This window comes from Planctomycetaceae bacterium, assembly GCA_041398785.1.
In the GTDB taxonomy this organism is placed as follows: Bacteria; Planctomycetota; Planctomycetia; order Planctomycetales; family Planctomycetaceae; genus JAWKUA01.
Genome location: JAWKUA010000022.1, coordinates 41,187 through 66,785, shown reverse-complemented (window position 1 = coordinate 66,785; position 25,599 = coordinate 41,187). Strand labels below are relative to the sequence as shown.

18 protein-coding genes are annotated in these 25,599 nt (G+C 60.0%); 13 read left to right on the top strand and 5 right to left on the bottom strand.

All coding sequences use genetic code 11. The annotated features are described in order from the left end of the window. Window positions 1–90 precede the first annotated feature (90 nt). On the bottom strand, window positions 91–5,184 hold the full coding sequence (locus tag R3C19_21810) for an LpqB family beta-propeller domain-containing protein (protein MEZ6062991.1): 5,094 nt from the start codon (window positions 5,182–5,184) through the stop codon (window positions 91–93). A 942-nt stretch (window positions 5,185–6,126) separates the two neighbouring features. Here R3C19_21810 and rimO point away from each other — a divergent pair. The 10 genes from rimO (at window position 6,127) to R3C19_21760 (ending at window position 18,989) form a co-directional block, all read left to right on the top strand. Beyond that, on the top strand, window positions 6,127–7,536 hold the full coding sequence (rimO, locus tag R3C19_21805; protein ID MEZ6062990.1) for a 30S ribosomal protein S12 methylthiotransferase RimO: 1,410 nt from the start codon (window positions 6,127–6,129) through the stop codon (window positions 7,534–7,536). 359 nt (window positions 7,537–7,895) lie between these two features. Then, a complete protein-coding gene (locus R3C19_21800; protein ID MEZ6062989.1) occupies window positions 7,896–8,597 on the top strand; it encodes an alpha/beta hydrolase in 702 nt (233 codons plus the stop codon). Window positions 8,598–8,874: 277 nt separating this feature from the next. Next, window positions 8,875–9,588 (top strand): hypothetical protein, encoded by a 714-nt coding sequence (locus R3C19_21795; GenBank protein ID MEZ6062988.1) that lies wholly within the window; start codon window positions 8,875–8,877, stop codon window positions 9,586–9,588. Between the two features lie 280 nt (window positions 9,589–9,868). Further along, the gene (locus R3C19_21790; GenBank protein ID MEZ6062987.1) at window positions 9,869–12,088 is read left to right on the top strand and encodes a peroxidase family protein; all 2,220 of its coding nucleotides are present in this window, start codon (window positions 9,869–9,871) and stop codon (window positions 12,086–12,088) included. 455 nt (window positions 12,089–12,543) lie between these two features. Beyond that, window positions 12,544–15,999, top strand: coding sequence for a pyruvate carboxylase (locus R3C19_21785; GenBank protein MEZ6062986.1), 3,456 nt, complete (start codon window positions 12,544–12,546; stop codon window positions 15,997–15,999). A 476-nt stretch (window positions 16,000–16,475) separates the two neighbouring features. Beyond that, window positions 16,476–17,039 (top strand): exonuclease subunit SbcD, encoded by a 564-nt coding sequence (sbcD, locus tag R3C19_21780; GenBank protein ID MEZ6062985.1) that lies wholly within the window; start codon window positions 16,476–16,478, stop codon window positions 17,037–17,039. Between the two features lie 319 nt (window positions 17,040–17,358). Continuing rightward, complete coding sequence (locus R3C19_21775; protein MEZ6062984.1) at window positions 17,359–17,532, top strand: hypothetical protein; 174 nt, start codon at window positions 17,359–17,361, stop codon at window positions 17,530–17,532. Beyond that, window positions 17,523–17,723 (top strand): hypothetical protein, encoded by a 201-nt coding sequence (locus R3C19_21770; GenBank protein ID MEZ6062983.1) that lies wholly within the window; start codon window positions 17,523–17,525, stop codon window positions 17,721–17,723. Before R3C19_21775 ends, R3C19_21770 begins: the two co-directional genes overlap by 10 nt. After that, entirely contained in the window at window positions 17,641–18,627 is a 987-nt protein-coding gene (locus R3C19_21765) for an AAA family ATPase (GenBank protein ID MEZ6062982.1), read from the top strand. The genes R3C19_21770 and R3C19_21765 overlap by 83 nt, the downstream gene beginning before the upstream one ends. Continuing rightward, on the top strand, window positions 18,624–18,989 hold the full coding sequence (locus R3C19_21760; protein ID MEZ6062981.1) for a hypothetical protein: 366 nt from the start codon (window positions 18,624–18,626) through the stop codon (window positions 18,987–18,989). Before R3C19_21765 ends, R3C19_21760 begins: the two co-directional genes overlap by 4 nt. 163 nt (window positions 18,990–19,152) lie before the next feature. Here R3C19_21760 and R3C19_21755 read toward each other — a convergent pair whose 3' ends face one another. Next, window positions 19,153–19,404, bottom strand: coding sequence for a hypothetical protein (locus tag R3C19_21755; protein MEZ6062980.1), 252 nt, complete (start codon window positions 19,402–19,404; stop codon window positions 19,153–19,155). Between the two features lie 71 nt (window positions 19,405–19,475). On the opposite strand from R3C19_21755, the gene R3C19_21750 reads away from it, so the two are divergent. Further along, the gene (locus R3C19_21750; protein ID MEZ6062979.1) at window positions 19,476–19,931 is read left to right on the top strand and encodes a hypothetical protein; all 456 of its coding nucleotides are present in this window, start codon (window positions 19,476–19,478) and stop codon (window positions 19,929–19,931) included. A 311-nt stretch (window positions 19,932–20,242) separates the two neighbouring features. Next, window positions 20,243–21,715: an SbcC/MukB-like Walker B domain-containing protein gene (locus tag R3C19_21745; protein ID MEZ6062978.1), complete on the top strand. Its 1,473-nt coding sequence runs from the start codon at window positions 20,243–20,245 to the stop codon at window positions 21,713–21,715. A 132-nt stretch (window positions 21,716–21,847) separates the two neighbouring features. Here R3C19_21745 and R3C19_21740 read toward each other — a convergent pair whose 3' ends face one another. Both R3C19_21740 and R3C19_21735 read right to left on the bottom strand, forming a co-directional pair. Further along, entirely contained in the window at window positions 21,848–22,480 is a 633-nt protein-coding gene (locus R3C19_21740) for a sigma-70 family RNA polymerase sigma factor (protein MEZ6062977.1), read from the bottom strand. 153 nt (window positions 22,481–22,633) lie between these two features. Continuing rightward, window positions 22,634–23,683: a carbon-nitrogen hydrolase family protein gene (locus R3C19_21735; GenBank protein MEZ6062976.1), complete on the bottom strand. Its 1,050-nt coding sequence runs from the start codon at window positions 23,681–23,683 to the stop codon at window positions 22,634–22,636. A gap of 381 nt (window positions 23,684–24,064) precedes the next feature. On the opposite strand from R3C19_21735, the gene R3C19_21730 reads away from it, so the two are divergent. Beyond that, window positions 24,065–24,535, top strand: coding sequence for a hypothetical protein (locus R3C19_21730; GenBank protein ID MEZ6062975.1), 471 nt, complete (start codon window positions 24,065–24,067; stop codon window positions 24,533–24,535). 142 nt (window positions 24,536–24,677) lie between these two features. Here R3C19_21730 and R3C19_21725 read toward each other — a convergent pair whose 3' ends face one another. Next, window positions 24,678–25,163, bottom strand: coding sequence for an Rrf2 family transcriptional regulator (locus R3C19_21725; protein MEZ6062974.1), 486 nt, complete (start codon window positions 25,161–25,163; stop codon window positions 24,678–24,680). Window positions 25,164–25,599 lie beyond the last annotated feature (436 nt).

Genomic DNA, 25,599 nt, shown 5'->3' with positions numbered 1-25,599 from the left:
TCGTCGGACCCTGCGAGAACCTGTTCGGACCTTTCGGCAGCGCCGGAACGATCCGGCGTTCCTGCCCGCTTTGCCGGAAGAGTCCCACCGTCAGTGGTTGAACAGGAATGCCGGGTTGTTGATCAGTGCCCAGGCCAGGTCCTGAGCCATGGTCAGTCGTTTGGATTCCTGCTGCTTTGTGCTGAATTCCACATCGGAACGCATCTGGACCAGGCGGGAATCTTCCGGAACCTCCTGGCTGACAAAGGTGAGTTTTTCCTTTCGTGACGTAACTCCCGGATCCTCCGGCAGCGGCTTCCTGGCTTCGTTCAGGGCTGTCTGTTTTGCCAGCAGCGTTGGATCCGTCTTTTCAATCCACGACAGCAGCGTCTGCTTCTGGCCGTCGGACCGCTGTTCCGCTTTGACCAGAGAAATCGACTGCAGACTTTCCGGCAGGCTGAGACCCGGCTGCGGTTTGGTTGTCGCAGAGATGCGGAATCGTCCCAGCAGGTGATTCTTCGCGTCGTGGTTCTGATGGATAGTGAACTTAAAGATCGTGCCGCCGTCGTGGGAGACCGGCTGCTTTGTTTCGAACGTTGCCCAGTGAGCGACTCCGCCGGCGTTGGCGATCGCCCAGCCGTTTTGATTGCCCGCATTGCCGTCAATCGTCAGGTCGATGTTGAATCCGGCCTGCAGGAATGACGCTTTCGCGTTCTGCAATTCGACTTTGGTCATCTTGCCGGGATCTGATGACGGAGCCGCCTGGACGTCAAATTCCGTGACAACAAAGTTGCCGTTTTCCGGCAGCCCAGGGCCGTTACCCTTGATGCCGGCATCGGTCAGTGCTTCGATGCGGAACGCGGCAATATCCTTCAGCGACGTTCGGACGGTCACCGTGTATGCGCCGCGATCGGCTGAACCGGTCGCTTTGATGGACCGGTCTTCCTGTCGTTCCAGCGTGATTCCCGAAACGGCTTCCAGAGAGATCGCTTCCAGCAGGTGCCATTCGGCGTCGGTGGAAGACTTTTCCGTCAGGTAGGACTCCGCCTGGTTCAGAATCGCGGCCTTGTAGTTGTTGTAGTCCGCTTCGACTTCCGCAAGCTTTTCCAGCCGGACTTTTTCTTCTTCCGCGCGGCGCGGTGCAATTTGTTCTTCAAAGGCTTTCAGGTCGGCTGTGGCTTCTGCGATGGCAGCTTCCCGCGCCTGTTCGAGCTTCGGTTTCTCTTCGACCCACCATTCTTCACGTGCGGCAAGCTGCTGAACAAGCTGTTCGTGGTCTCGGTCGATTAACGTGTTCAGCGCCTGTACGGAATCGATTTCCGAATCCGTTGCCGGTCGATTGAGAATGCGTACGAAGATTTCGTCGATCAACTGGCGATCATCCGGGATCTCCCTGACGAGAGATGCGATTGCGTTATCCGGATCCGCGAGTGCCGTGCCGACGGTGGGACCGCCGATCAGAGCCATGATGGGGCCGAGCTGCAGGTCGGCGCTGCGTTCACATTCACAGGCGCTTTCGCGAACGGGGCGGCCGAGATTTGCCAGGAAACCATCCGGAAGTTCGATGCCCGCGTCCGGGATTGCCGCTGCGCGCGTGCCGTCCGGAACTCCGGGAATCTTCGACACGGAACCGGTCACCTGGTGGATCGAATCGTACAGCACTTCGGCCGGCAGCCGCCGAGCGATCGCGTGTGAGTAATTCTGTTCGTCGTCCGCGTTCCAGCGATTCGTTTCCAGTGACAACTGATAGGTTCGCGATTTACAGATCAGTCCCACAACGTGCCGGACGTTAAAGCCACTGTTGATGAATTCGTTTGTCAGGTGATCCAGCAGTTCCGGATTGGTGGGAGGATTTCCGGCTCGCAGGTCGTCGATCGGTTCCATAATGCCGACACCGAGCAGGTAACCCCACAGCCGATTGACGTAGCTTTTCGCGAAGTAGCGGTTGTCGGGCGAAGTGATCCATGCGGCCAGTCGCTGCCGGCGGTTAGCTCCTTCGGCAACCGAAAAGTCGCATTCGTAGGGAAACTCGGGAGCCGTCACGGCGCGAGTACGGTCGTGAACAACTTCCCCGTCGTCCTTTTCGTAGACGATTTCATAATACGGCTTCGCACCTTCGACGGCGGTTCCGCCGATCCTGCGGTCTCCGCTGGCCGGATCCTGCTTCAAACCGACGCGAGCGAAATAGGCGGCTGTTTCGTAGTACTGGTCCTGAGTCCAGCGTTCGAACGGATGGTCATGACATTTGTTACAGTTGAACCGCACACCCAGAAACAGGTGAGTTGTGTTTTCCATAATTGCGGTCGGTTCCCGCAGAATCTTGAAATAGGACGCCGCGGGATGCTCCTTGTTGGAACCGTCAGCCGTGATGACCTTGCGGACGAATTCGTCATACGGCGTGTTGGCCTTAACTTCCGAACGAATCCAGTCTCGGAACGCGACAGCTCCCTCCGGTCCCAGAAACTTGCTGTTGACCTGCAGCAGGTCCGCCCATTTGTTGCTCCAGTATTCGACGTAGGCGTCGCTGCCGACAAGCTGATCAACGACTTCTGCCCGCTTGATGCGCGTCTCGCGGCTGTCCGCCAGAAATGCCCGCACCTGTTCGGCGGTGGGGGGCAGACCGGTCAGGTCCAGATGAACCCGCCGGAGGTATTCTTCGTCGCTGCAGACTTCTGAAGGTTCGATCTTCATCCGCTGCCATTTCGCGGCGACGTGGCGGTCAATTTCTGACCACGTTTCGGGTTCTTTCCATTCGAAGCCGCTGCGATCGCCCATCACGGTCAGTGTGGTGGCGGCATAGGATCCTTCGTAGCGAGCCAGAATCGGTGCTTCTCCGCGGCGAAGAGCGGTGACGAGTCCCCATCGGTTCGTCGCTGCGACTTCTGTGTTCCCGCTGTCGATGTAGGCTTCGCGAGTCACGTCTTTTGTGCGTCCGTCAGCGTACGTGGCGACGATTCGAATCTGCTGAGTCGAACGCAGTTGCTGAATGACGGGGTTCTGCGGCACGATTTCGATCGAAACGGGTTTCGGAGTCGAACCATTCAGCTTCGCTCCGCCGGCGATCCAGCTTCGAACGATTTCATAGTAGTTGCTGTTCGGACGGATGACCTGCTGACCGACATGCGGCACGACACCGGTGGCCTTCAGCAGCATCAGGCTGTCGGCGGGCGAAGCGATGTTTGTGCGTCGAGCGGCCAGGTCGTCCGTCAGCGCGCGGACATCGTAGATTGGATCGTAGCCTCGCAGAGAAAGCTTGAACCCGTTTTTGCCGTCCTTGGAACCGTGGCAGGTGCCCTGGTTGCAGCCGACTCGCGACAGCACCGGATTGACGTGTTCGATGAAGTCGGCTTCAAACGGAGCATGGAATCCCGCAACGGCCACCGGAATCTGAACGGCGTGACTTCCCAGTGTCACGGAGATCACGGACGTGCCGTCGGCCTGAGGTCTGACGAATCCGGACTTCGTTACTTCAACCGCGCGACCGTGTACGGAAACGTTCGCGATGCGAGTGACGTCGACCACGTCGCCGGAATCCAGCGTCGCCGAAATCAGCAACTGAGCGTACTCAAACGGATTCGGCAGCGCGACGGCCGACGGCGTGACCTCCAGGCTGACCACCGAAGCTCCCTCCGGCAGCGATTCTTCCACCGACAGCGGAGAATCCTGCCAGACAAGTTCCTCCACCGGCGACTGTGAACGCGTTTTTTCCGCGGAAACCGGAGCGGCGGCAAATGAAGCTACGAGCTGGCCGCTTTCGGTGTCATACAGTCGGATCGTTCCGTCGCCGCCGGCGGTTGCGACCTGGCGATTGTTCGGATGAAACGACAACGCGTACAGAGCGCTTTCGGGAACGCTGACCTGAGCGATGCGTTTGATGTCTTTGGAACGATACTCATCCAGCTTCTGTTGTTCTTCGGCGCTGCGAGCCGCGACGCGCTTGGCGCTGATCGCCTTCAGATCGTCCGGCAGATTTGTGTCAAATTCGTAGGAATGCACCGCCAGTTCGCCCTGTCCGTCCAGTGCGCTGACGGCGGCAATCCGCGTTCCGTCCCGGCTGACGGCAACTCCAAAGACGCGGCCGGTCATGGAATCGAGCGTCCGGATCAGGTTCGCGTCGTCGCCGATCTGCCGGGCTGTGATCCGGAAGACTCGATAAACCTTGGGCGTTCCGTCGGACCCGCCCACCACCACTTCGTCGCGTTCCGGATGCCGAGCGATCGAATTGATGCCGCCCTTCAGCGCGCCGGGAGTAATCGACGTTACGTTGTCGATAAAGCGATTCGTGGAAACCTCCGTCAGCTTCACTGTCATGTCGCGCGCGACGGACAGCAGATGCGACCCGTCGGTTGTGAACACGGTGTCGCGGATCCAGTCGCTGTGCGCGCCTTGCTGCAGTACCTGTTCGCCGGTTTCGGCATTGATGGCTCGCACGATGTTATCGGAACCGCCGAATGCGATCAGAGTGCCATCGGGAGACCAGCTTGCTCCGTAGATTGTGTCGTAGGTCACCGAATGAGACAGCAGCAGTTCTCGCTTCTCGACGTCCCAGACCTGCACTTCACCCATTCGCCCCGGCTGACCTCCCGTAACGGCCAGACGCTTGCCGTCGGGTGAAAATCGCACCGATTCAATCCGTTCGGAAATGCCGATCAGGCGATCGACAAGTTCGGAACCGTCGGCCCTGTGCAGCAGAACTTCGTGGAATCCGGCCACGGCCAGCAATGAACCATCCGGCGAAAAGTCCAGCGATGTGATCACCGGCGGCATTGAGTACACCGGCGGGTTGTCGCGGCTGAACGGAACTCGCGCGGCGTTCGGCGAATCGTTGCGGGCTCCCTGTTCGATCCATTTTCGGATCAGGTCGATCTCAACCGCCGACAGCGCGTCGCCCTTCGGAGGCATCGCGGCGGAACCGTCTTCGGGCGTGATCTGCAGGACGAGATAACTCTCATCGGGCTTGCCCGGAACGATTGCCTTCTCTTCGCTCTCACCGCCGCCGAGCAGTTTGTCAAAATCGGTCATGACAAAGCTGCCGCTGGCCTTGGCCGGCTGATGACAGCCCTGACACTTCGCCTGAAAGATCGGATGGATCTGCTTCGAAAAGCTGACTTGCGGAGAATCCGCCGGCTGCTCATCTGCGAACAGCGCCGGCGGCAGAATCAGGAGGGAAACAGCCAGGCAAAGGATCGAGGCAGGAGACTTCATATCGAGTATCCGTTTTGAAAACGCTGGGCACGACGATGTGGTCTGACGAACCAGGGTGCTCTGGTGCCGCGCGACGCAGCACGATTGCGGGGTGGAAACTGTGAGGCGGGAAAGTTTCGCGGAAGGTGGTATCCGTTGCCGTCAGCCTAACATCGCGCCGGGCGGTCGGCAAGGAGTTCGTGCCCTGAACGCATTCGCCCGGCGGTCCGCGCGTCGCCGAATCGTTGCCTGTTCTCACCATGCCTGTACATCGTCACGGACCGCTTCAGACGGCAGTTCGGTCATCTTTCCGAACGGGGCTGGCAGACAGCGGGGACGCGAAGGGAAATTCGCGCTTGCTGGCTTCGCGTGTCCGAATTTCCCGCATCTGAACGGCAACCACAAAGTGCTCGAAGAGCACGAAGCCGGAGTTCGGCGGTGATATCTGCCGTGACGATCTATTTACAGGACGATGCCGTTGAACGGGACGAAACTCGGCATCCACTGCCTGGATTTTCCGTCCCTGCAGTTCTTCGTGTCCTTCGTGGTGACACCTGCCTGCTGACCAACCGGCTCGAATCCGGTAGTTCCCGTCAAGGTAACCGCTGTATCAACCTGTCGGACACAGCATTCGAAGATTCAGGCACGCCCGTCTCCCGGATGAATCCAATATTCCGGGATTCCGGGCATCCGGATTGTCCCGCAAAACCGGCAGGTTAGACTGAACGTTGAACCCGGTTTCCGGCGATGCCTCGATGCCGGCAGTCTGGTGTTTTGTGAGGGACAAATGATCGTGCTTCGCCGCCGCAACCGCCGAGAAAGCGGCGAAGGCGGCAACTCCGACATTTCCGGATTACCAGCCTGGTTGGGGAGTACCGGCAACCGGAACGCGTTCCGGGAACGAGACGCATTTCATCCCTCAGTACATTGATCGTCCTTTGTCCCGGGACCAGAAAACATCGCATGACCGGCCTTCCCATCATCGACGCCCCTGTTGCTCAGTCGGATTCACCTGCCGTGTCACCCGGACACTCGCGCGGCCGCTATGCATTTGTCAGTCTTGGTTGTCCGAAGAATCTGGTCGACAGCGAAAAGATGCTGGGCACGCTGGCTCTTGACGGTTACACGCTGGTCAGTGATCCGGACGGCTCCGACTTTGTCATCGTCAACACGTGCGGCTTTATCGAAAGTTCGCGAGCCGAATCGAAAGCCGTCATTCAGGAAATGCTCGACCTGAAAAAAGCCGGCCGCACGAAGGGAGTCATCGTCGCCGGTTGTCTGCCGCAGCGGCTGGAAGGCGGTTTGCTGCAGGAAATGCCCGACATCGATCACGTTGTCGGCGTTTTTGGACGCGACGAAATCAACCGCGTCGCGGACCGGATGATCGGTGGCGCCAACGAGCAGCGTGAACTCTTCCGCCCCGCGCCGATCAAGGCGATGGACGATCGCGCGCGGCTGCGGATCACTCCGCAGCACTTTGCCTACCTGAAGATTTCTGAAGGCTGCGATCGCACGTGTACGTTCTGTTCCATTCCCATGATGCGAGGCAAACACGTTACCAAGCCCATCGAAATGGTCATGCAGGAAGCTCGTGAACTGGCGGACGACGGCGTGAAGGAATTGATTCTTGTCGCTCAGGACACGACGTATTACGGATTGGATCTTTACGGCGAAGTGAAGCTGGTCGAACTGCTCAGGCAACTGGAGACCATTGACGACCTGAAGTGGATTCGCCTGATGTATCTGTACCCGATTCACTTCACCGACGAACTGATTCGGACGATCGCCGAGTCGTCAAAGATTCTGCCCTATCTGGACATGCCGCTGCAGCACATCAGTTCGCCGGTTTTGAAACGCATGCAGCGGCGAGTCAACGCGGAACAGATTCGCGAACTTGTCGGAAAGCTCCGTCAACAGATTCCCAACCTGGTGCTGCGGACGACGTTCATTACCGGATTTCCCGGCGAAACGGACGCTCAGTTTGACGAACTGCGACAATTCGTCATCGACACGCAGTTCGAACGCATGGGAGTCTTCACGTATTCGGTCGAACCAGGCACTCCCGCCACGAAGCTCGACGGACATCTTCCGGAAGACATCAAGGAAGCTCGCCGCGACGAACTGATGACCGTGCAGCAGGACATAGCCTTCCGGCACGCGGATTCCCTGGTTGGCTACGAACTGGACATCCTGCTTGACGAAGAACTGGAAGACGGCGTCTGGTCGGGCCGCAGTTTCGCAGACGCGCCCGAAATTGACTCTGAGGTGCTGGTCTCCGGCAACGGCCTGGAGGTCGGCGAAATGGTGCCGGTGGAGTTGATCCGCCGCCAGGATTATGACCTTGTGGGTGTTGTGTCGGAAGACGACGAATAGGCCCGTGACAGGAAACAACGCGTCGCGAGCCGCGTATTGGATTCGTTTCACACGCGGATCGACGGCATCGTTCGGACGCCGTCATCCATTGATTGATTTTCAAAGCAGGCATTCTGAAGACAGTGTTCCGAGCAACAAACAGCACATCAAATGCCGGGAGATTCCTTTGTCGCCGCGTCGTTCGGCGTTCTGGTCTGGCGGCACTGTTGTTGATTGGTGCGGGACTGATCATATCGTGGTTCGTCGCAGGTGCTCTCATCGCACCGGCACAGCATATCGTTGGAAGTCCTCCGTCGAATCTGTCCGCCGAGACGATATCGCTCGAAAGTGATTCGGGTGCCACGATCAGTGGCTGGCATGTGCAGACTGACGACGCAAAGGGGGTCGTCGTGCTGGTGCATGGCATTCGCGGATCGCGAAGGGCGATGGTCCGCCGAGCGGAACTGTTGCGTGCGAATGGCTATTGCTCCGTCCTGATTGATCTGCAGGGACACGGCGAAAGTTCCGGCGATCAGATTACTGTCGGCCACCTCGAAAGGCATGACGTCCGGGCCGCTGTGGAATATGCCCGGCGCGAGCACCCCGGACAACCGATTGGCGTGATCGGCGTGTCACTCGGCGGCGCGTCGGCCTTGCTGGCGTCACCGTTGGGCATCGATGCCATTGTGCTGGAATCCGTTTACTCGGACATCGACCGCGCAATCAACAATCGCGTCGCTGCATCACTGGGACCATTGGCGTGGCTTCCGGCGCAGTTGTTGCTGATTCAATTGAAGCCACGGCTTGGAGTATCGCCGTCTGAACTTCGCCCCATCGACCACCTGGCTGGCGTTGGATGCCCGGTATTTCTTATTTCCGGATCCGACGACTATCACACGACTGCTGCTGAAACGGCGGAGATGTTCGAACGAGCACAGGAACCGAAGGAATTGTGGATGGTCGCCGGAGCAGCGCATGTCGATCTGTTGGCTGCGTCGCCGGAGGTATACTCAAAGCGCGTCATACGATTTCTCGATAAACACATGTCGCGGACTCCGCTGAACGGCCAGTCTGCCGAGTAGCGGCGCACCGTCTCCCCCCCGGCACATGCCCGAAGCACCGCTCGCGCACCTCCTGGACATGGTGCCTTTGCGTCGCCCTGCACCGATCTGAAGGCGATAGTCCACGCGGCCCGGCAGCCGAACCGAAAATCTGCGGGGAAAAATGCCGGAACCTGTCGCAGCTGTCACGTTTATCGAAATAGTGGCTTGTTGCGGATCGGCGGTTCGGTCACTGAAACGTTGATCCGCGACAGGCAGTGTTCGATTTCCGTGACTTCGATCTGCAGGGGAGGAAACAATGTCCAGACGAGTCTTTCAAACAATTGCTGTCGTGTGTTTGATACTGCTGCCGGCAACAGCTTCGTTCGCCCAGCGCGGTGGAGGAATGCGGGGTGGCGGCGGTGGCGGCGGCGGCTTTGGTGGAGGAATGCGCGGCGGCGGGCCGGCCATGATGGGCGGCGGAATGCAGGAAAATGGTCCCGGTGGCGGCGGAATGTTCGGAGGCAACGGCGGCTGTTCCGGTGGCATGGGAATGTTTGGTTCCGGAGCAACCATGAATCCTGCGGCAATCACGGGTTCCGGTTTCGGATTCGGCGATTCCACAATGACGCGTCAAAGGATGGCAGCGCAGCAACAGCAGCAGAACCAGGCCACCGTCGATCCGGCAGTCGCTGTGTTTCAGCGGCAGACCGTTCAATTCGTGCAGGGCGCGATGAAATATGACCGTGACCACGACGGAGAACTCAGCGGCCCGGAACTGAAACTGGTCGCCGCAGCCGTCATGGCGGAGTTGCAGTCGCGTCAGCCGCAGGACCAGACAGCGTCGCAACCCGATTCGCGACAGCGCCGCGGAAGACGGTCCACAGCATCGCGGCGATCCGAAAATTCTTCGGCGGCGATGACTGCCGGATTCGTGGCGAAGGCGCTCTCCTACGATGCCGACGCCAGCGGCACGCTGAACGCCGCGGAAGCTCAGGTCATGGCGGCGGCACTGATTCGTTCTCTCGGCTGACGTCCGTTCCCGGCTGCCGCGACGATGCAGAATTCTCCGCCCGATACTGTCGGGTGGCGGCGAATCACTTCGCAACTTCCCTTCTCTTCGATCGTCAGTTCCTGCTGACACAACTTTCGCCGGAACGCCCGCGCATTCGTGCGCTGCTTTCGGCAACTCGTCCCGTCTGATCGAACCGCACGCGATCGCTGACTACGTGAGTCCTCCCGCTCCATCGTCCGGGTTCGCGCTGCGCGCCGATCACTCCCGTCTCCGTGACTCCCATCGAAAAGGAACCGTCATGTTCTTCCCCAAACGCAACAAGCGACGTCGAAAAGCACGTTCCTCCCTGGTTGCCGCAGAAACCTGCGAAGACCGCATGATGCTGTCATGCGGAAACCTGGTGGACGCGAACCAGGTCACCGCGGCTCCGCCCGTGATGTCGGATTCCGGCGCTGAACAGACTCCCGCTGCCGAAGCCACGGCCGTTACCGAATCGACTGCCGCAGCAACCGACACAGCAGCCGATAACGTGGTCGCTCCGGAACCAGCCGCCACGCCGGACGACCAGCGCATGACTCCGCGCCGGCCGTCGGCAATCGCGGAACAGCCCATGAATCAGCCACAGAATTCGGGTCGCGCCGCACAACCGGCCGAACGCGGACATCGACAGCCGGCGCTCCGTCAGCGCCGCGACGGAATCCGCAACCCGCCGCCGGAAGTTCCGGTTGAGGTCCGTTCGATCGACGGGACCGGCAACAACCTGGAGAACCCGGAACTCGGCAGCACCGATGAACAACTTCTGCGAGTCGCCGCCTCGGACTATGCCGATGGCATCTCCGCTCCCGCCGGAGAAGATCGGCCGAGTGCCCGTGAAATCAGCAACGCTTTATCCGCGCAGCAGGAAGACACGTTGACGAACGATCGCGACCTGTCGGCGTTCCTGTACGTGTGGGGACAGTTTCTTGACCACGACATCGATCTGACCGAAGCGCAGGAAGACGGCGAATCGTTCGACATCTCCGTTCCGGCCGGCGACGCGTCGTTCGACCCGAACGGCACGGGAACTCAAACCATTCCACTGACTCGATCCGTGTTCGACGATTCCACCGGCACAGACAGCCCGCGCGAACAAATCACACAGATCACGTCATGGATCGATGGTTCCCAGATTTACGGTTCAGATGCGGAAACCGCGGCCTCGCTGCGAACATTCGAAGGAGGACGTCTGCTGATTGGCGATGACGGACTGCTGCCATCCGGTGAAGACGGCAGCTTTCTGGCCGGCGACATTCGCGCGAACGAAAACATCGAACTGTCGTCCATGCATACGTTGTTTGTTCGCGAACACAATCTGCAGGCGGACCGCATCGCCGCGGAAAACCCCGGTCTGAGCGATGAGGAAATCTTCCAGCAGGCGCGAGCCATCGTGATTGCGGAACTGCAGGCGATCACGTTCAACGAGTTCCTGCCGGCTTTGCTGGGAGATGGAGCTGTGTCGGACTATGCCGGCTACGATCCAACCGTCGACCCGAGTATCGCGAATGAGTTTTCGACGGCCGCGTTTCGGTTTGGACATTCCACCCTGAACGAAGACATCGAGTTCTTCGGCAACGATGGTCTTCCGGTTCGGGACGAAGTGGCGCTGCGTGAAGCGTTCTTCAATCCCGATCTGCTGCGGGAGACGGGCATCGATTCCGTGCTGAAGTACGTCGCGTCGTCCACGGCTCAGGAAATCGATCTGGAAGTGGTCGACAGCCTGCGCAACTTTCTGTTTGGTGAACCCGGACAGGGAGGACTCGATCTGGTGTCGCTGAACATTCAGCGCGGGCGTGACCACGGGCTGGCCGACTACAACACCGTTCGTGAAGCTTACGGTCTGACTCGCGTGGAAACGTTTGCCGACATCACGTCTGACGTCGGTTTGCAGCAGACGCTGGAAGAACTCTACGGCACCGTCGACAACATCGACTTGTGGGTCGGCGGACTGGCCGAAGACCACGTTGCCGGCAGTTCAACGGGTGAATTGTTCCGCACGATCATCGTCGATCAGTTCGAACGGCTGCGCGACGGCGACCGATTCTGGTACCAGAACGTGTTCTCCGGCCGCGAACTTCGCGACATCGAACACACGACTCTGGCGGACATCATTCAGCGGAACACCGGCGTCAGCAATATTCAGGACGACGTGTTTGTGATGACCGGCGAGGTCAGCGGCCGCGTTGTGGCGAACACCGACGGACTCGCGCGAACGCGACGGGGCGGAGTCGGCGTCGCGGGAGTCACCGTGGAACTGCTGAACGATGAAGGCACCGTCATCGCCTCCACAACCACCGGCAGCACCGGGATGTACCGGTTCGACGATTTCGACGAAACCGGTGAGTACCAGCTTCGCATCGTGCCGCCGTCCGGTTCGATGCTGACGACCAGCGAAGTGATCGACATCCTGATTTCGCGCGGCGGACTGTCGCTGTCCGGACTGGACTTCGGACTTTCCATGTCCGACGCCGGACTTGTCTGACGACTCCGATTCTGGCCTGACGACGCCGCGACCGGCCGTTGCTTCTGACGAGGCAGCGGCCGGTATCTACTTCACACGTACCAAGTGTCGCGCGAGAGTTGCCGACTGGCGTCCCGTCGAAGCATCACGCGTGCGTCGCTGACGCGTCCATGAAACGCGCCGGGCCGCGGAACGGGCAGCCGTCGTTTGCAACGGGCTGCCGCTGGAAATTGCTGCGTTGGATTGCCGGCTGCGCTTGCGGTATGTTGTGCGGCAGTCGTCCCCACAATGCCTGCTGGAACGGCTGACGACCGTCTTTCGGCGATCGGCAGGTGTCGATTTACCGGCAAGCCGCCGGGCGCTGGACCCGGTTTCTCTGTGAACGGAACCGGGTCCAGCGCCCTGCGGCTTGCAGACTGGTAGGAACTCATCTGCCGCACGCCTTATGCCCGCTACTTCTGACTCGCTGACAATCCATGCCCCGCATTAAGAAACTGCTCGTCGCCAATCGTTCCGAAATCGCCATCCGTGTTTTTCGCAGCGCGACGGAGCTTGGGATTCGCACTGTTGCCATCTACACGCACGAAGACCGGTACGCTCTGCACCGCTTCAAGGCTGACGAAGCCTACATGATCGGCCGGCAGGGCGAGCCGATTCGGGCGTATCTGGATATCGACGCGATCATCAGCCTGGCCAGGGACGTTCATGTCGACGCGATCCATCCCGGCTACGGTTTTCTTTCCGAACGTTCGGAATTTGCCAGTGCCTGTGTCGCCGCGGGAATCAAGTTTGTGGGACCGTCGGTGGCGGCTCTGGAGTCGCTCGGTGACAAGACCGCCGCACGAGCGATCGCCATCCGCGCGGGAGTCCCCATTCTGGGCGGCACCGAAGGTTCAGTCGAATCGCTGGATGAAGCGAAGTCCCGCGCGGAAGCCGTTGGTTTTCCGGTGATGATCAAGGCGGCAAAAGGCGGCGGCGGGCGGGGAATGCGAGTCGTGCGGGAAGCGGCTGATTTCGCCGACGCCTTTCAAAGTGCTCGCAATGAAGCTCAGACGGCATTCGGCTGCCCGGATGTGTTTATCGAAAAATACATCGCGCGAGCCAAGCACATCGAAGTTCAGTTGCTTGGCGATGAACACGGCAACCTGGTGCATCTGTTCGAACGCGACTGTTCCGTTCAGAGGCGGCATCAGAAAGTTGTCGAAATCGCTCCGGCTCCCGATCTGTCTGACGCGCTGCGTCAGGGGATTCTGGACGCCGCCATTCGAATCGGACGCGAAGCCGGATACTCCTGCGCTGGCACCGTGGAATTTCTTGTCGACGTTGAAGCCCAGAAGTTCTTCTTCATTGAAGTCAATCCCCGCATTCAGGTCGAACACACCGTCACGGAGGAAATCACCGGAATCGATATCGTCAAGTCCCAGATTCTGGTTTGTCAGGGAATGCCGCTGTCCGATCCGCAGATTGATATTCCGTCGCAGGAATCGGTCGTGCCGCATGGATTCGCGCTGCAGTGCCGGGTCACGACGGAAGACGCGGCGAATAACTTCATGCCGGATTACGGCCGCGTGACGCACTACCGTTCGGCCAGTGGCATGGGCATTCGGCTGGATGCCGGCAGCGCGTTTTCCGGAGCGGTTGTGAATCCGTTCTACGATTCGCTGCTGACCAAAGTGACCGCTCGCGGACGACACTTCAACACGGCGATCGTGCGAATGGAACGAGCGCTGCGGGAGTTTCGTGTGCGAGGTGTGAAGACCAACATCCCGTTCCTGCTGAAGGTTCTGCACCATCCGACATTCAGCGGCGGCGACTGCACGACTCGCTTCATCGATGACACGCCGGAACTGTTCCGGTTTGACCCGCGTCAGAACCGCGCGACGAAGGTGCTGTCGTTTCTGGCGGAAACCATCGTCAACGGAAACGAACTGGTCTCCGGCCGCCCGCCGGCCCTGCGGCGCGAACGAGCCTTCGTGCCAAAAGTCAGTCACGACCGGCCGATCCCGAAAGGTTCGCGGGACAAGTTCCGGGAACTCGGCGCGACAAATTTCGCGACGTGGATTCGTGAACAGCAGCGGCTGCTGATCACGGACACGACGTTCCGCGATGCTCACCAGTCCCTGCTGGCGACGCGAATGCGGACGTTTGACCTGCTGCAGATCAGCGACGTGTACGCTCGCCACTGCAGCGGACTGTTCAGCCTGGAAATGTGGGGCGGTGCGACCTTCGACACGTCGATGCGGTTTCTGAAGGAATGTCCCTGGCAGCGACTGGCGGACATGCGCGAACGCATTCCCAACATTCTGACGCAGATGCTGCTGCGAGCGTCCAATGCCGTCGGCTATACGAATTACCCGGACAACGTTGTCGTCGCATTCGTCAATGAGGCGGCTCAGGCGGGAATGGACCTGTTCCGAGTCTTCGATGCTCTGAACTGGGTTCCGAACATGAAAGTGGCGATGGACGCCGTGATCGAAACCGGCATGATCTGCGAAGCAGCGATCTGTTACAGCGGAGACATCAGCAATCCGAACCGCACGAAATACAGCCTGAAGTACTACGTTGATCTGGCGAAGCAACTGGAATCGATGGGGGCTCACATTCTGGCGATCAAGGACATGGCGGGACTGTGCAAGCCGACTGCCGCTGCCACGCTGGTGAAGACTCTGCGGGAAGAAATCGGCATTCCGATTCACTTTCATACTCACGACACCGCCGGGATTCAGGCCGCCGCGATTCTGGAAGGCAGCCGCGCGGGGCTGGATATCGCTGACGCCGCGATGGCTCCGATGTCCGGCGGAACGTCGCAGCCGAATCTGAACACCATCGTCGAAATGCTGCGGTTCGCCGACCGCGACACGCAGCTAGATTCCAATCACCTGGATCAGGTGGCCGAATACTGGCGCGCCACACGGGAATTCTACGCGCCCTTCGAAAGCGCAGTCCTTCCCGCGACGGCAGACCTGTACCATCACGAAATGCCGGGCGGACAGTACACGAACCTGTTCGAACAGGCGCGAGCACTCGGACTGGCCGACCGCTGGATGGAAGTCTGCCGCGTTTATGCCGGCGTCAACCAGTTGTTCGGCGACATCGTCAAGGTAACTCCCACCAGCAAGGCCGTCGGCGACATGGCGCTGTTTATGGTGGCCAACGAATTGACGAACGAAGACGTCCTGAGCGGCGATCGCGACATAGCGTTTCCCGCCAGCGTGATCGACCTGATCAGCGGCGGCATGGGCCAGCCTCCCGGAGGATTTCCGCAAGCCGTGAAGGATCGTGTGCTGCTGGGAAAGAAGGAGTTCCACGGCCGTCCGGGAGAATCGCTTCCCGCCGCGGATTTCACGGCAGCGCGAAACAAGGTCGAGGCCATTCTCAAACGCGATCCGCTGGACCGTGAAGTCATCAGTTGGCTGCTGTATCCCCGAGTCTTCGAAGACTTCGCCGCTCACCAGAGCAAATACGGCGATGTCAGCATGCTGCCGACTCCCAACTTCTTTTACGGCCTGAAGCCAGGCGAAGAAATCGCCGTCGACATTGAACCTGGCAAGACTCTGATCGTCAAGTTTCTCGCAGTCGGCACGCCTCACGCCGACGGCACGCGGACCGTATTCTTCGAATTGAACGGCCAGCCTCGCGAAGTCACCATCGAAGATCACAGCATCGAATCCGACTCCGCGAAAGCCGTCAAAGCCGATCCGGCGAATCCGCGACACGTGGGTTCGACGATGCCGGGAATGGTTGTGTCCGTCGCCGTCCAGGCGGGTGACAGCGTGAAGAAGGGTCAGAAGCTGCTGACGCTGGAAGCGATGAAGATGGAAACCACCATCGCGGCGGAAGTCGCCGGCCGAGTCGCCGAACTGCACGTGCGAAGCGGAAGTCAGGTCGCCACCGGAGACCTGCTGCTCGTCCTGGAAAACCCCGACGCCTGATCTGAACCGCACCGGTCTGCAGCCCCGCTCGAGACGATTCGTGTCCCCGCACCGACCTCTCCCAGCGCTGGGGCAGGGAGAGGTCTGGCGAGCGAAGCGATGCCCGGGAGAGGGCCGAGCGCGCAAGCGGCGCCGTCGCCACGCTGTGCGACCAGCGCATCAGCCTCCCCCCGAACTTGCTCCGCTCGTTGGCCTCCTCCCGCGACGGCCTTCGGTCGGGAGGGGCACGGACAAGGCGAGTTCGATATTTCCGGTCAATCGTACTGACTTTCGACTTCACCGGAACCCGGCCATGGTTGTTTCACTCTGCCGATTTGGAGATAGTCTGGTCCGGCCTGGACGCGTGCCGGCGACGTACCACAAACCGCGGAACACATCTGGTTTTCGCCGGCCTGGTGCATGCGAGGTTTTCCTCACGCGAGGCCGTGCAGGAATGCGGAACCGCGCCGGGATCGGAGCGATGCAGGAAGTGGCGGATGTTGAAGGTATTGCATACGGCTGACTGGCATCTGGGCCAGACGTTTCACGGGTTCGACCGTGACGACGAGCACGGCTGTTTCCTGAAATGGCTGCTGGGAAAACTGCGGGATCGGCGGCCGGACGCTCTGATCGTGGCCGGTGACGTGTTCGACACGATCAATCCTTCGGCAATGGCTCAGCGGCGGTTGTATTCGTTTCTCGCCGCTGCTCATGATGCCGTACCACAACTGAACATCGTGCTGACCGCCGGGAATCATGACGCCGGTGCGCGTCTGGAAGCTCCGCGCGCGCTGCTCGATTCGCTGAATATTTCGGTCGTCGGAACGGTGAAACGGGACGACAATGGCGACATCAATCCGCAGAAGCTGCTTGTCCCGCTGACCGACGCCGCCGGAAACGTGAAAGCGATTGTGATGGCGGTGCCGTTCCTGCGGCCGTCCGATGTACCGCTGCTGCCGAACGCAGACGATGCGTATCTCGACGGTATCCGCGAGCTTTATCGGATGGTGACGGCGCCGCCGTCGAACTGCGAGACAGTCACTGTCCTGACGCGGCTCTGATCGCCATGGGACACTGTCATCTGCACGGCGGTGACGAATCACGCGATTCCGAACGACGGCTGGTCATCGGGGGAGCGGAAGCCGTGTCGTCCGACGCGTTTGATCCGCGGATCGCCTACGTCGCGCTCGGGCATCTGCACAAGGCTCAACAGTTTCAAAACGGACGCATTCGGTACAGCGGCAGCCCGATTCCGCTGTCGTTTTCCGAAACCGGCTACGCTCATCAGGTCCTGCAGTTGACGTTCGAAAACACAGAGCTGCGATCGGTCGAACCGCTGATGGCCGCCACGCTCGACGCCACTGCTGCGAGTTCCCGCGGATGGCCGGCAGCACGATCGACGAAGTGCTCGTACAGCTGGCAGCGATGGATCTGGACGACGCCTCTCCGCCCGAACAGCATCCGTTCCTGGAAGTTCGAGTTCTGGACGATGGCCCCGATCCGCTGCGGCGAAAACGCATCGAAGACGCACTCGAGAGCCGTCCGTGCGACTAGCATCGATCAAGCTGGAAACGGCGTCTCGGGCGGCGGACGAGAGTTTCGAAGCTGCTGAAACTCCCGCGGCCGACCTGCGCACAATCAATCCGGAAGACGTGTTCCTCGATGCTTACCGCGAGAAGTACGACAGCGAACCGGACGCCGCCGTCGTCACAGCATTCCGCGAGATTCTGCTCGGAGAGTCGTAGCTCATGCGAATTCTCCGTATCACCGTTCACAACATCGCCTCTCTGGAAGGCACGCATTCTGTCGACTTCACTCGAGAACCGCTGCGAAGCGCCGGGCTGTTGCGATCAGCGGAGCAACCGGGCGGGCAAAAGCAGTCTGCTGGACGCTCTGTGCCTGGCGTTGTTCGACGCGACGCCGCGGCTGCAGCAGGTCGGCCGGCTGGCAGAACTGACCGACGGCGAACGGCAAAGTGATCCTCGCATGTTGCTGCGACGAGGTGCCGGAGAAGGCTTCGCGGAAGTTGCCTTTGTCGGCGTCGATCAGCAGGAATGGACGGCACGCTGGCACGTCTGGCGAAGTCACAAGAGACCGGACGGATCGCTGCAGCAGGTTGAAATGACGCTGTTTCGCGGTCACATCCCGCCCGGAGGTCAGGGAACGCCCGAAGCCAGCGGAAAGAAGACGGAAGTTCGGGAAGCGATCCTCGAAAAAGTCGGCCTGCGATTTGATCAGTTCACGCGAGCGGTTCTGCTGGCTCAGAACGACTTCGCCCGTTTCCTGACAGCCGACGACAAACAGCGCGGAGATTCTTCAGCGCTGACGGGAACGGAACGCTTCGAAGCGATTTCGCAGGCCGTCTACAGACGCTGCGATGAAGAACGCCGGGCAATCGGTTCTCTCGAAGCAAAGCTCGAAGGCAGCCAGCCGCTGACGAATGACGCTCGCGCCGAAGCCGAAGCCGCGCAGCGTGCCGCTGCCGACACAGTCGCGCGACTCGAAACCGAACTGACGCGGCGGCAGGACGTCGCGAAGTGGTTCACGGAACTCCGCAGGCTGACGGGCGATCTCGCGAAGGCGAACGACGATCTGCGGCGGGCAAAGGACGCGATGCCGCGGCCGATCGTCGAGCGGACCTGGAATTGACGGAGATCGTTTCCCGCGACGCGCGGCGGCTTCGCGAGGCCGAGCTGAGCATCGAGCGAGATGTGCGGCTCGCGGAAAAGGCGCTGCACGCTGCCGAACGAAAACTGGCAGAGCACACGGAAGCCGCCGCGACCACGGCGGGCAAGCTGGACGAAGCCATCAGGACACGCGATGAGCTGCGTCAACGGCAGCAGGCCGCGGAACCGCTGCTGAAACGTGCTCGCGATCTGGACACGACGCTGAAGCTGCGGCACGAACGATTGGCGTATCGCAAATACGGCTCGCGATGCGGCCGCGAAAGCTGTGACGGAGTGCGAGAAAAAGCTCGAACGAGAAACAACGCGGCGTCGGCTATGCGTTGACCAGCAGCAAAAGCGCGAACTCGATCGCGACAGGCTGGCCGGCTTTGTTCCCTTCGCGAAGGAAGCGGGTAAGTGGCTGCATCGCATCGACGACGCTCTCGACGCGAAAGCCGCGGCGGAACAACTTCGAAAGAAACTTGCGTCAGCGGAAGACCTGCGGAATTCACTCGAACGCGATCTGAAGCAACACCGTGATTCCGAACGCGAACTTCGGCAGCTCAGCGAAACCGCCACGCAGACGTTGCTCAAAGCCGTTGCCGCGGAAGATGCATTCGATGCCGATCATCTCGCCGAAGAACGATCGCGGCTGGACGACGCCAGCAACGCACTGACTCGCGTGCAGCAGCAGCTTGCCGCCATTCAGAAGAACCGCGATGAAGCGGAGTTGCTGCGTTCTGAAATTGAGTCGCTGCACTCAAAGCAGGCAGAGGAACTCGCCGAGCTGGCTCGACTGCGTGACACGGACATTCCGCGCGGCTGGCCGAAGTGGCGGGCGCGAAGAGTGCTCTGCAGTTCCTTCGGGCCGCGATTGACGATTCGGCGAAGGCGCGCACATCGCTGCGTGAAGATCAGCCGTGCCCCGTTTGCGGGTCGCTCGATCACCCATACCGCGACGAAGAACCGGACTACGAGACAACGGCCATCGAAGCGGCCGAACGGACACTCGCGGAACGGGAACAGCACCGCGACAGCCACCAGCGATTGTTCGATCGAATGGAACTTGCCACAGCCAATCGTGCTGCGCAAATCAGGGACAAGCTCGCGAAGCGAACTCGTTTGCTGGAAGACGTCGCGGACGTTCAGTTCGACGCACCTGAAAATCCGTACGTCGCGAAACTTCTGACTCTGGAGGAAGCCGAACGACAGCCGGCGGCGCTGCGGCATCTGGCAGAAATCAACTCTCTGCGCGAAGAACTCGACGCGAAGGAACGCGTTCCGTGAAGCCGTCAAGCGAACATCATCGTGCCGCAGGATCGCCGATGCGGAAAAGGAAAAGCTCACGAAGCTGCAGGGCGAACTGGCCGGGCTGGACAAGTCGTTCAGTGTGGCGGAATCCCAGTGTTCCGCCGCAGAAAAATCGTCGCAGCAGGCGGACAAGCGGCTTCGCGACGCGATGAATTCACTGGCTGAGTTGTGGAACGGCGTGCCCGATGCAAGCAACCGCTTCGACGCCAGCGGGCCGGAGTTTCGCGACCTGTTTGAATCATCAACCGCGGAGTGCGGCGCATTCAGACAGAACTGTCCGAACTTGCTTGGAAATCCAGAAGGCAGACGCCGCGATCGGACCGCTGGAGGAGTCGCTCGCCACAGCCGGCACAACGCTCGCCGCCTGTGAAGTTGAAGTGAAATCGGCCACGGGTGAGTACGACGCATTGGCCACGGAACGAAATCAGATCTTTGACGGCCGACCGGTCGACGACGTGGAACGCGAACTGACAGGCGCGTTCAAGACCGCTGCGGAACTTGTGGAGTCAATCACAACGGCGAAGCATGAAAGTGAAAAACTGCTGGCGGCCTCTGGCGAAGCCCGCGAAGCTGCTCACCGCGCACATAATGAAAAAGCCCTGGCACAGCAATCCGCTCGCGACGAAATGCGATCGTGGCTGACAGCGTTCAGAGAACGCACGGCGCGCGGCCTTTCACGGGAGGAACTCGATGCCGTTCTGCTGCGTGATGAAGCGTGGATCAATGGTGAACGACAGCATCTGAAGAGCCTCGACGAAGCCGTGCAGTCGGCCGAAGGAGCGTGCCGGGTGCGGTCTCAGCAGTTGGAACAGCACAAAGAGAACCGTTCGACCGACGAGGAAGAACCTGTCGTGCTGGCCGCCGTCGAAACCCTTCAGCGTGAACTCCTGACCGCGAAGGAAAATGCCGAAACAGCGCGGGCGGTTGTCCTGGGCGACGATCAGCGCGCCGAGAATGCCACGCTGGCGGATGAACTGAATTCCAAACGGTCGGCAGCGGAACCGTGGCTGAAGCTGAACGAACTGATTGGTTCCGCCGACGGAGCGAAGTTCCGCATGATCGCTCAGCGGCGCACGCTGGACGTGCTCTTGAGCAACGCGAATCACCAGTTGTCGCAACTGGCGGCGCGATATCGTCTGGAGCGACTGCCGGAGTCACTGAATCTGGTCGTGATCGACTGCGACATGGGCGACGAACGCCGGTCGGTTCATTCTCTGTCGGGCGGCGAATCGTTTCTGGTATCTCTGGCTTTGGCGCTGGGGCTGGCGTCGCTGGCTTCCAACCGCTTGCGGATTGAATCGCTGTTCATTGACGAGGGCTTCGGCAGTCTCGACCCGGACACATTGAATACAGCGATGAACGCGCTGATGCACCTGGAAGCTCAGGGCCGCAAGGTCGGAGTGATCTCGCATGTGAAGGAAATGACGGACGCGATTCCGGTGAAAATCAACGTGGTCAAACGCCGTGGCGGAGCGTCGCGGGTCGTCGTTCCCGGTGCAGTTCGGCAGCTACCAGACGACTGCGCGGAATTTTCGACGAACGCCCTGTCATCAGGCAACGCCGATTCCCGTGAAACCGCGACCGTCGCAGAGAAGATCCTTCAAATCCTGCATCGCGAGCGGCAGGGCGGCAAAGACAAGGTGTCGCTGACAGCGTTGCGAAAGGAAATTGACTGCCCGCCGAAAGACTTCAAAGCCGCACAGTCGCGTCTTGGCGACCAGGTAACGCTCGACGGACGGAGCCTGCGACTGTGTGAGTGAAGCAGCGCACGATACCGCCGGTGTGTTGTCATTCGGTGAAATTCGGCGTTGGGTCAAACGACTGAGGACACGTCGCGGCGTCGCCCTCGACGGCTCGGGCCATGGATTCGCGCCATGTCCGGAATCAGAAAGCTATTGGTCCATGAAGCCGGGCAGCGCCGTCAAAACGGCCTTCAGGCGGGCCAGAGCACGCATGTAGCGGTCGCTGGACGCCTGGTCCGAGATCCCCAGAATCTGAGCGGTCTCGCGATTTGACAGTTGTTCGAAGTGCCTCAGCGCCAGAACTTCGCGGTCAATTTCGTTCATGGAACCCAGCGCCTGCTTCAACTGATCCGAAAGTTCCTGCCGCAGTGCGGCCTGGCTGGGTGATGTCAGATGACCCAGCAGATGGAACGACAGTGAGAATGACGTCGATTCGGCTGACCAGCCGCGGTGAATGGAAAAATCCATCGCCGCGTTGCGTTTCTGAGTTCCCAGGTGCCGTCGATGAATGTCGATCAGTGTCTGGCTGGTAATCAATCGGAACCAGACAAAGATGGAACGCGACGCGTCGGCCAGGAAATGATCGATGCGCTGAACAACGGCCATCCACGCTTCCTGAAGAACGTCGTCCGCGTCGATGCGTCCGTGAAGCCGCGGGTCCATGCGGAAATTGACCATTCTCCATAACCGGTCACGATGGACGGAAAACAGCTCCGCCAGCGCGTCTTCATCGCCTCGAATGACGCGATCGATCAGTTGAGTGTCCGGATCAGAATGTGTCACATCGCCGCCTGTCAGAACCCAAGCGAAAACTGCCGGCACGTCTGCCACCGCGGAAATGGTAACCGACGCCGCCAGTCTCACCAAAGCATACAGCGGTGCCGAAACGGCGCAGGCAGACTTGTGGGTGAACCGCGCGTGTGCGGCGGATGGCCGCTACCGGCACTCACACTGTCGTGCTTCACTGAGTCGCGTCAGCTCATCAAGAGTATGCAGGTCAAATTCCTTCAGTACATCCGCGACCTTCACGTCCGCTGAACGGCTTTCAATGATCGACCATTCCTCGTCCGCGAAGTTGTGAATCAGAACGTCGCGGCCGTACCTGGCCTGAATCTCCGGGAAACGGCGGACATAAGGCCATGTGTGCAGAAACGCCTTCTCAAGATTCAGCGGCGCACACACCCAGTGATTCCAGCGGCTGGTTTGAGCAACCACTTCGCCGGTGATATCGCAGATCTTTGAAGTATCCTTCGCGGTGCTGGAGACGACGCAATATCTGTGCTGCCATGCCTTCGTGTTCACCATCAGTCCTCCGGCAAAAGCGGACGGCCAGAAGACAATTTCCGCGCCGGCCTGCTGCAGCTTCTGCCAGCCGTCGTCCCATTCGATATCGAAGCAGATCTGGATTCCGACGACGCCGAAGTCGGTTTGAAAGACCGGCGGTTCGAGCGATCCGGGGGAAATGCCGTCGTCCATCTCACCGGTTGTCGGGTGCATCTTGTGATATTCACCCAGCACCTGACCCTTGCGATCAAAGATCACGGCAGTATTGAACACTCGCCCGTCGTGCCGAGTGTAGATCGGACAAACGACATAGCAGTTGTGTTCCGCGGCGAACCCTGCAAACGGACGCGTCAACTCACCGTCGGGCTCCTCGGCCCGTTCGGCCATTGAGGGAAGCGTGCCGGAAACATTGTTGTACGGGAATGTCTCCGGCAGACAGACGATGTCCGGGTGGAAGGCCACAACTTCGTCCATCCGTGACAGCATCTGACGAACCATCGTCGCCGTGTCGCCGGCCTGCAGACCCTGTTGCGAGATCGTGGCAATCCAGACTTCGCGCGGAAGACGCTCAGCCCGCACCGCAACCATCGGGGGACTGGAACCATGAACGGCTCCGGAGGCCAGGACACCCAATCCCGAACCGAGCGCTGATTTCTGCAGAAAGCTTCGACGATTCGAAGCAGGATGGTTTGCGTCGGGCATTGAACAGACTCCGAAACGGTTGCCGGTTGGTTTATCGCGGGTTGGAAACAGCCCGTCGGGCAGTATAGCGGCCATGGACTGCGGTCGTACACGCGTTCCGCTGACGGCAGCATGCATCGTCACAGCAGGACTGATGCGTCACCAGGAGATGGAGAGCCAACACTACGTCTTTCCGTGTCCGTTCACCGGAGAATCAAAAACGGGTCGGTCGTCATGTACAATCTCGTGCTCCAGCCGGGGACCGATTGCGTTGTTGCGGTCTTCGCGTGAGCGTCGACGTTCCCTGTCGGCTGCCGAGCACGGTCTTCGGAAGTGTGACCTTGCCGGACAGAGCAATTGAATCTTCGCGCGTGGCCATCACATGTTTGATCTGAGGATTTCATGACTCCAGAAGAAAGCTCATTTCCGGCTGGCAATGTGAACACCGTTAGCCGATTGATTCGCCGACACCTGCGGATTGGCTGGTGGTCGCTGTTCTTCTTCGCGACCGCGGGAATTGTTCTGGAAGCTCTGCACGGGTTGAAGCTGGGATATTACCTGGACGTCGGAAATGAGACTCGGCGTCTGATGTTCACGCTGGCACATGCTCACGGAACGCTGCTGTCTCTGGTTCACATCGCATTCGCCGCAAGTCTTGGATTTGTGACGGCGGGCGAACGCCATCTGATACGCTGCTCGCGACTGTTTATCCTTGCCGGCCTGCTGCTGCCTGCGGGGTTCCTTGTCGGCGGCCTGGTGATCTACCGCGGCGATCCGAATCTGGGAATCCTGCTGGTGCCGATCGGCGCGGTGTGCCTGCTGTGGGCGATCGCGATCACCGCGCGAAGCGTTTCGCGCAGCACAGTCGGATGAACACTTTGGCAGCGGACGACTGCAATTGATGTTCGACCGTGTCAATCCCACGGCCGCCCACTTCCGGACTTGCTTCACTCCGTCACTTTGCAGCTCGACTTCGCGGAATCTGAAGCTTCTGTCCCGCGACGTTTGAAACAAATCAATCGGCCGACTTCTTCGCAGAACTTCCTGCGGCAATGCCGGAACCCAGCGACACCAGCTTCTGTTCCTCGCAAAGCGGCGACACGCTGCCTGGCTGGGCGAGCACCTGCGCCACGGTGGTTTCACGAAACGCGGTTTCCGTGGCCGCCATCGCACTGTCGAGCTGTTTGTGGAGCGGGCACAACGTCTTACCGTGCGACTTGATTCCCAGCGGACATTCGTGAATCCGCTGGATTGGTTCGACGACATCGACGACATCCAGAATTGTCAGTTCCGCCGGATCACGCTTCAGAACAAATCCACCGTGAAGGCCTCTGCGGGAACTGACGATTCCACCGCGAACCAGGCCCTGCATCAGCTTCGAAAGGTAGGGCAGCGGAACCTGCGTGATGTCTGAGATTCTGCGAGCCGTACACGGTGTCCCGTCATGCTGCGCAATCGTCACAACGGCACGCAGGGCATATTCAACGGTTTGCGAAATCATGGGCGTTGGATCCGGAATATCGTGTTCCGCGATACCGAACGGCACCGGCGCGGCGGGCGTTCGATCAACAGACGCCCCTGGACGCCTGTCGTCGTATTGTGATTTGAAATCGCGAAGCACGCCATCTCAGGGTAACGATCCGGATGGAAATTGTGTTTACGGTTTAAGCGTGGGGCAGATGAGAATCTACCCGCCAGCCGCAGGGCGCTGGCCCCGGTTCTCAGCGAACACAACCGCGGCTAGCGCCGTGCGGCTTGCAGGCAGGTAACTGCTCATCTGCCGCTCGCCTTGGAAACCGGCCGCCCAGGAAACCATTCAGGATGCCCGCGCCGCGGATGAAACTGCAATGCTCGGATGAAATATCGGCGATGTTTGGAGACACTGTGGTCACTGGCCGAGAAGTCCTGTTGCTGCCGAATTCCGAGGGGGTACTACT

Coding starts and splice junctions, on each gene's coding strand:
- R3C19_21810 (MEZ6062991.1), bottom strand. CDS start 5,184: ATGAAGTCTCCTGCCTCGATCCTTTGCCTGGCTGTTTCCCTCCTGATT.
- rimO (MEZ6062990.1), top strand. CDS start 6,127: ATGACCGGCCTTCCCATCATCGACGCCCCTGTTGCTCAGTCGGATTCA.
- R3C19_21795 (MEZ6062988.1), top strand. CDS start 8,875: ATGTCCAGACGAGTCTTTCAAACAATTGCTGTCGTGTGTTTGATACTG.
- R3C19_21790 (MEZ6062987.1), top strand. CDS start 9,869: ATGTTCTTCCCCAAACGCAACAAGCGACGTCGAAAAGCACGTTCCTCC.
- R3C19_21785 (MEZ6062986.1), top strand. CDS start 12,544: ATGCCCCGCATTAAGAAACTGCTCGTCGCCAATCGTTCCGAAATCGCC.
- sbcD (MEZ6062985.1), top strand. CDS start 16,476: ATGTTGAAGGTATTGCATACGGCTGACTGGCATCTGGGCCAGACGTTT.
- R3C19_21775 (MEZ6062984.1), top strand. CDS start 17,359: ATGGCCGGCAGCACGATCGACGAAGTGCTCGTACAGCTGGCAGCGATG.
- R3C19_21765 (MEZ6062982.1), top strand. CDS start 17,641: ATGCTTACCGCGAGAAGTACGACAGCGAACCGGACGCCGCCGTCGTCA.
- R3C19_21735 (MEZ6062976.1), bottom strand. CDS start 23,683: ATGCCCGACGCAAACCATCCTGCTTCGAATCGTCGAAGCTTTCTGCAG.
- R3C19_21730 (MEZ6062975.1), top strand. CDS start 24,065: ATGACTCCAGAAGAAAGCTCATTTCCGGCTGGCAATGTGAACACCGTT.
- R3C19_21725 (MEZ6062974.1), bottom strand. CDS start 25,163: ATGATTTCGCAAACCGTTGAATATGCCCTGCGTGCCGTTGTGACGATT.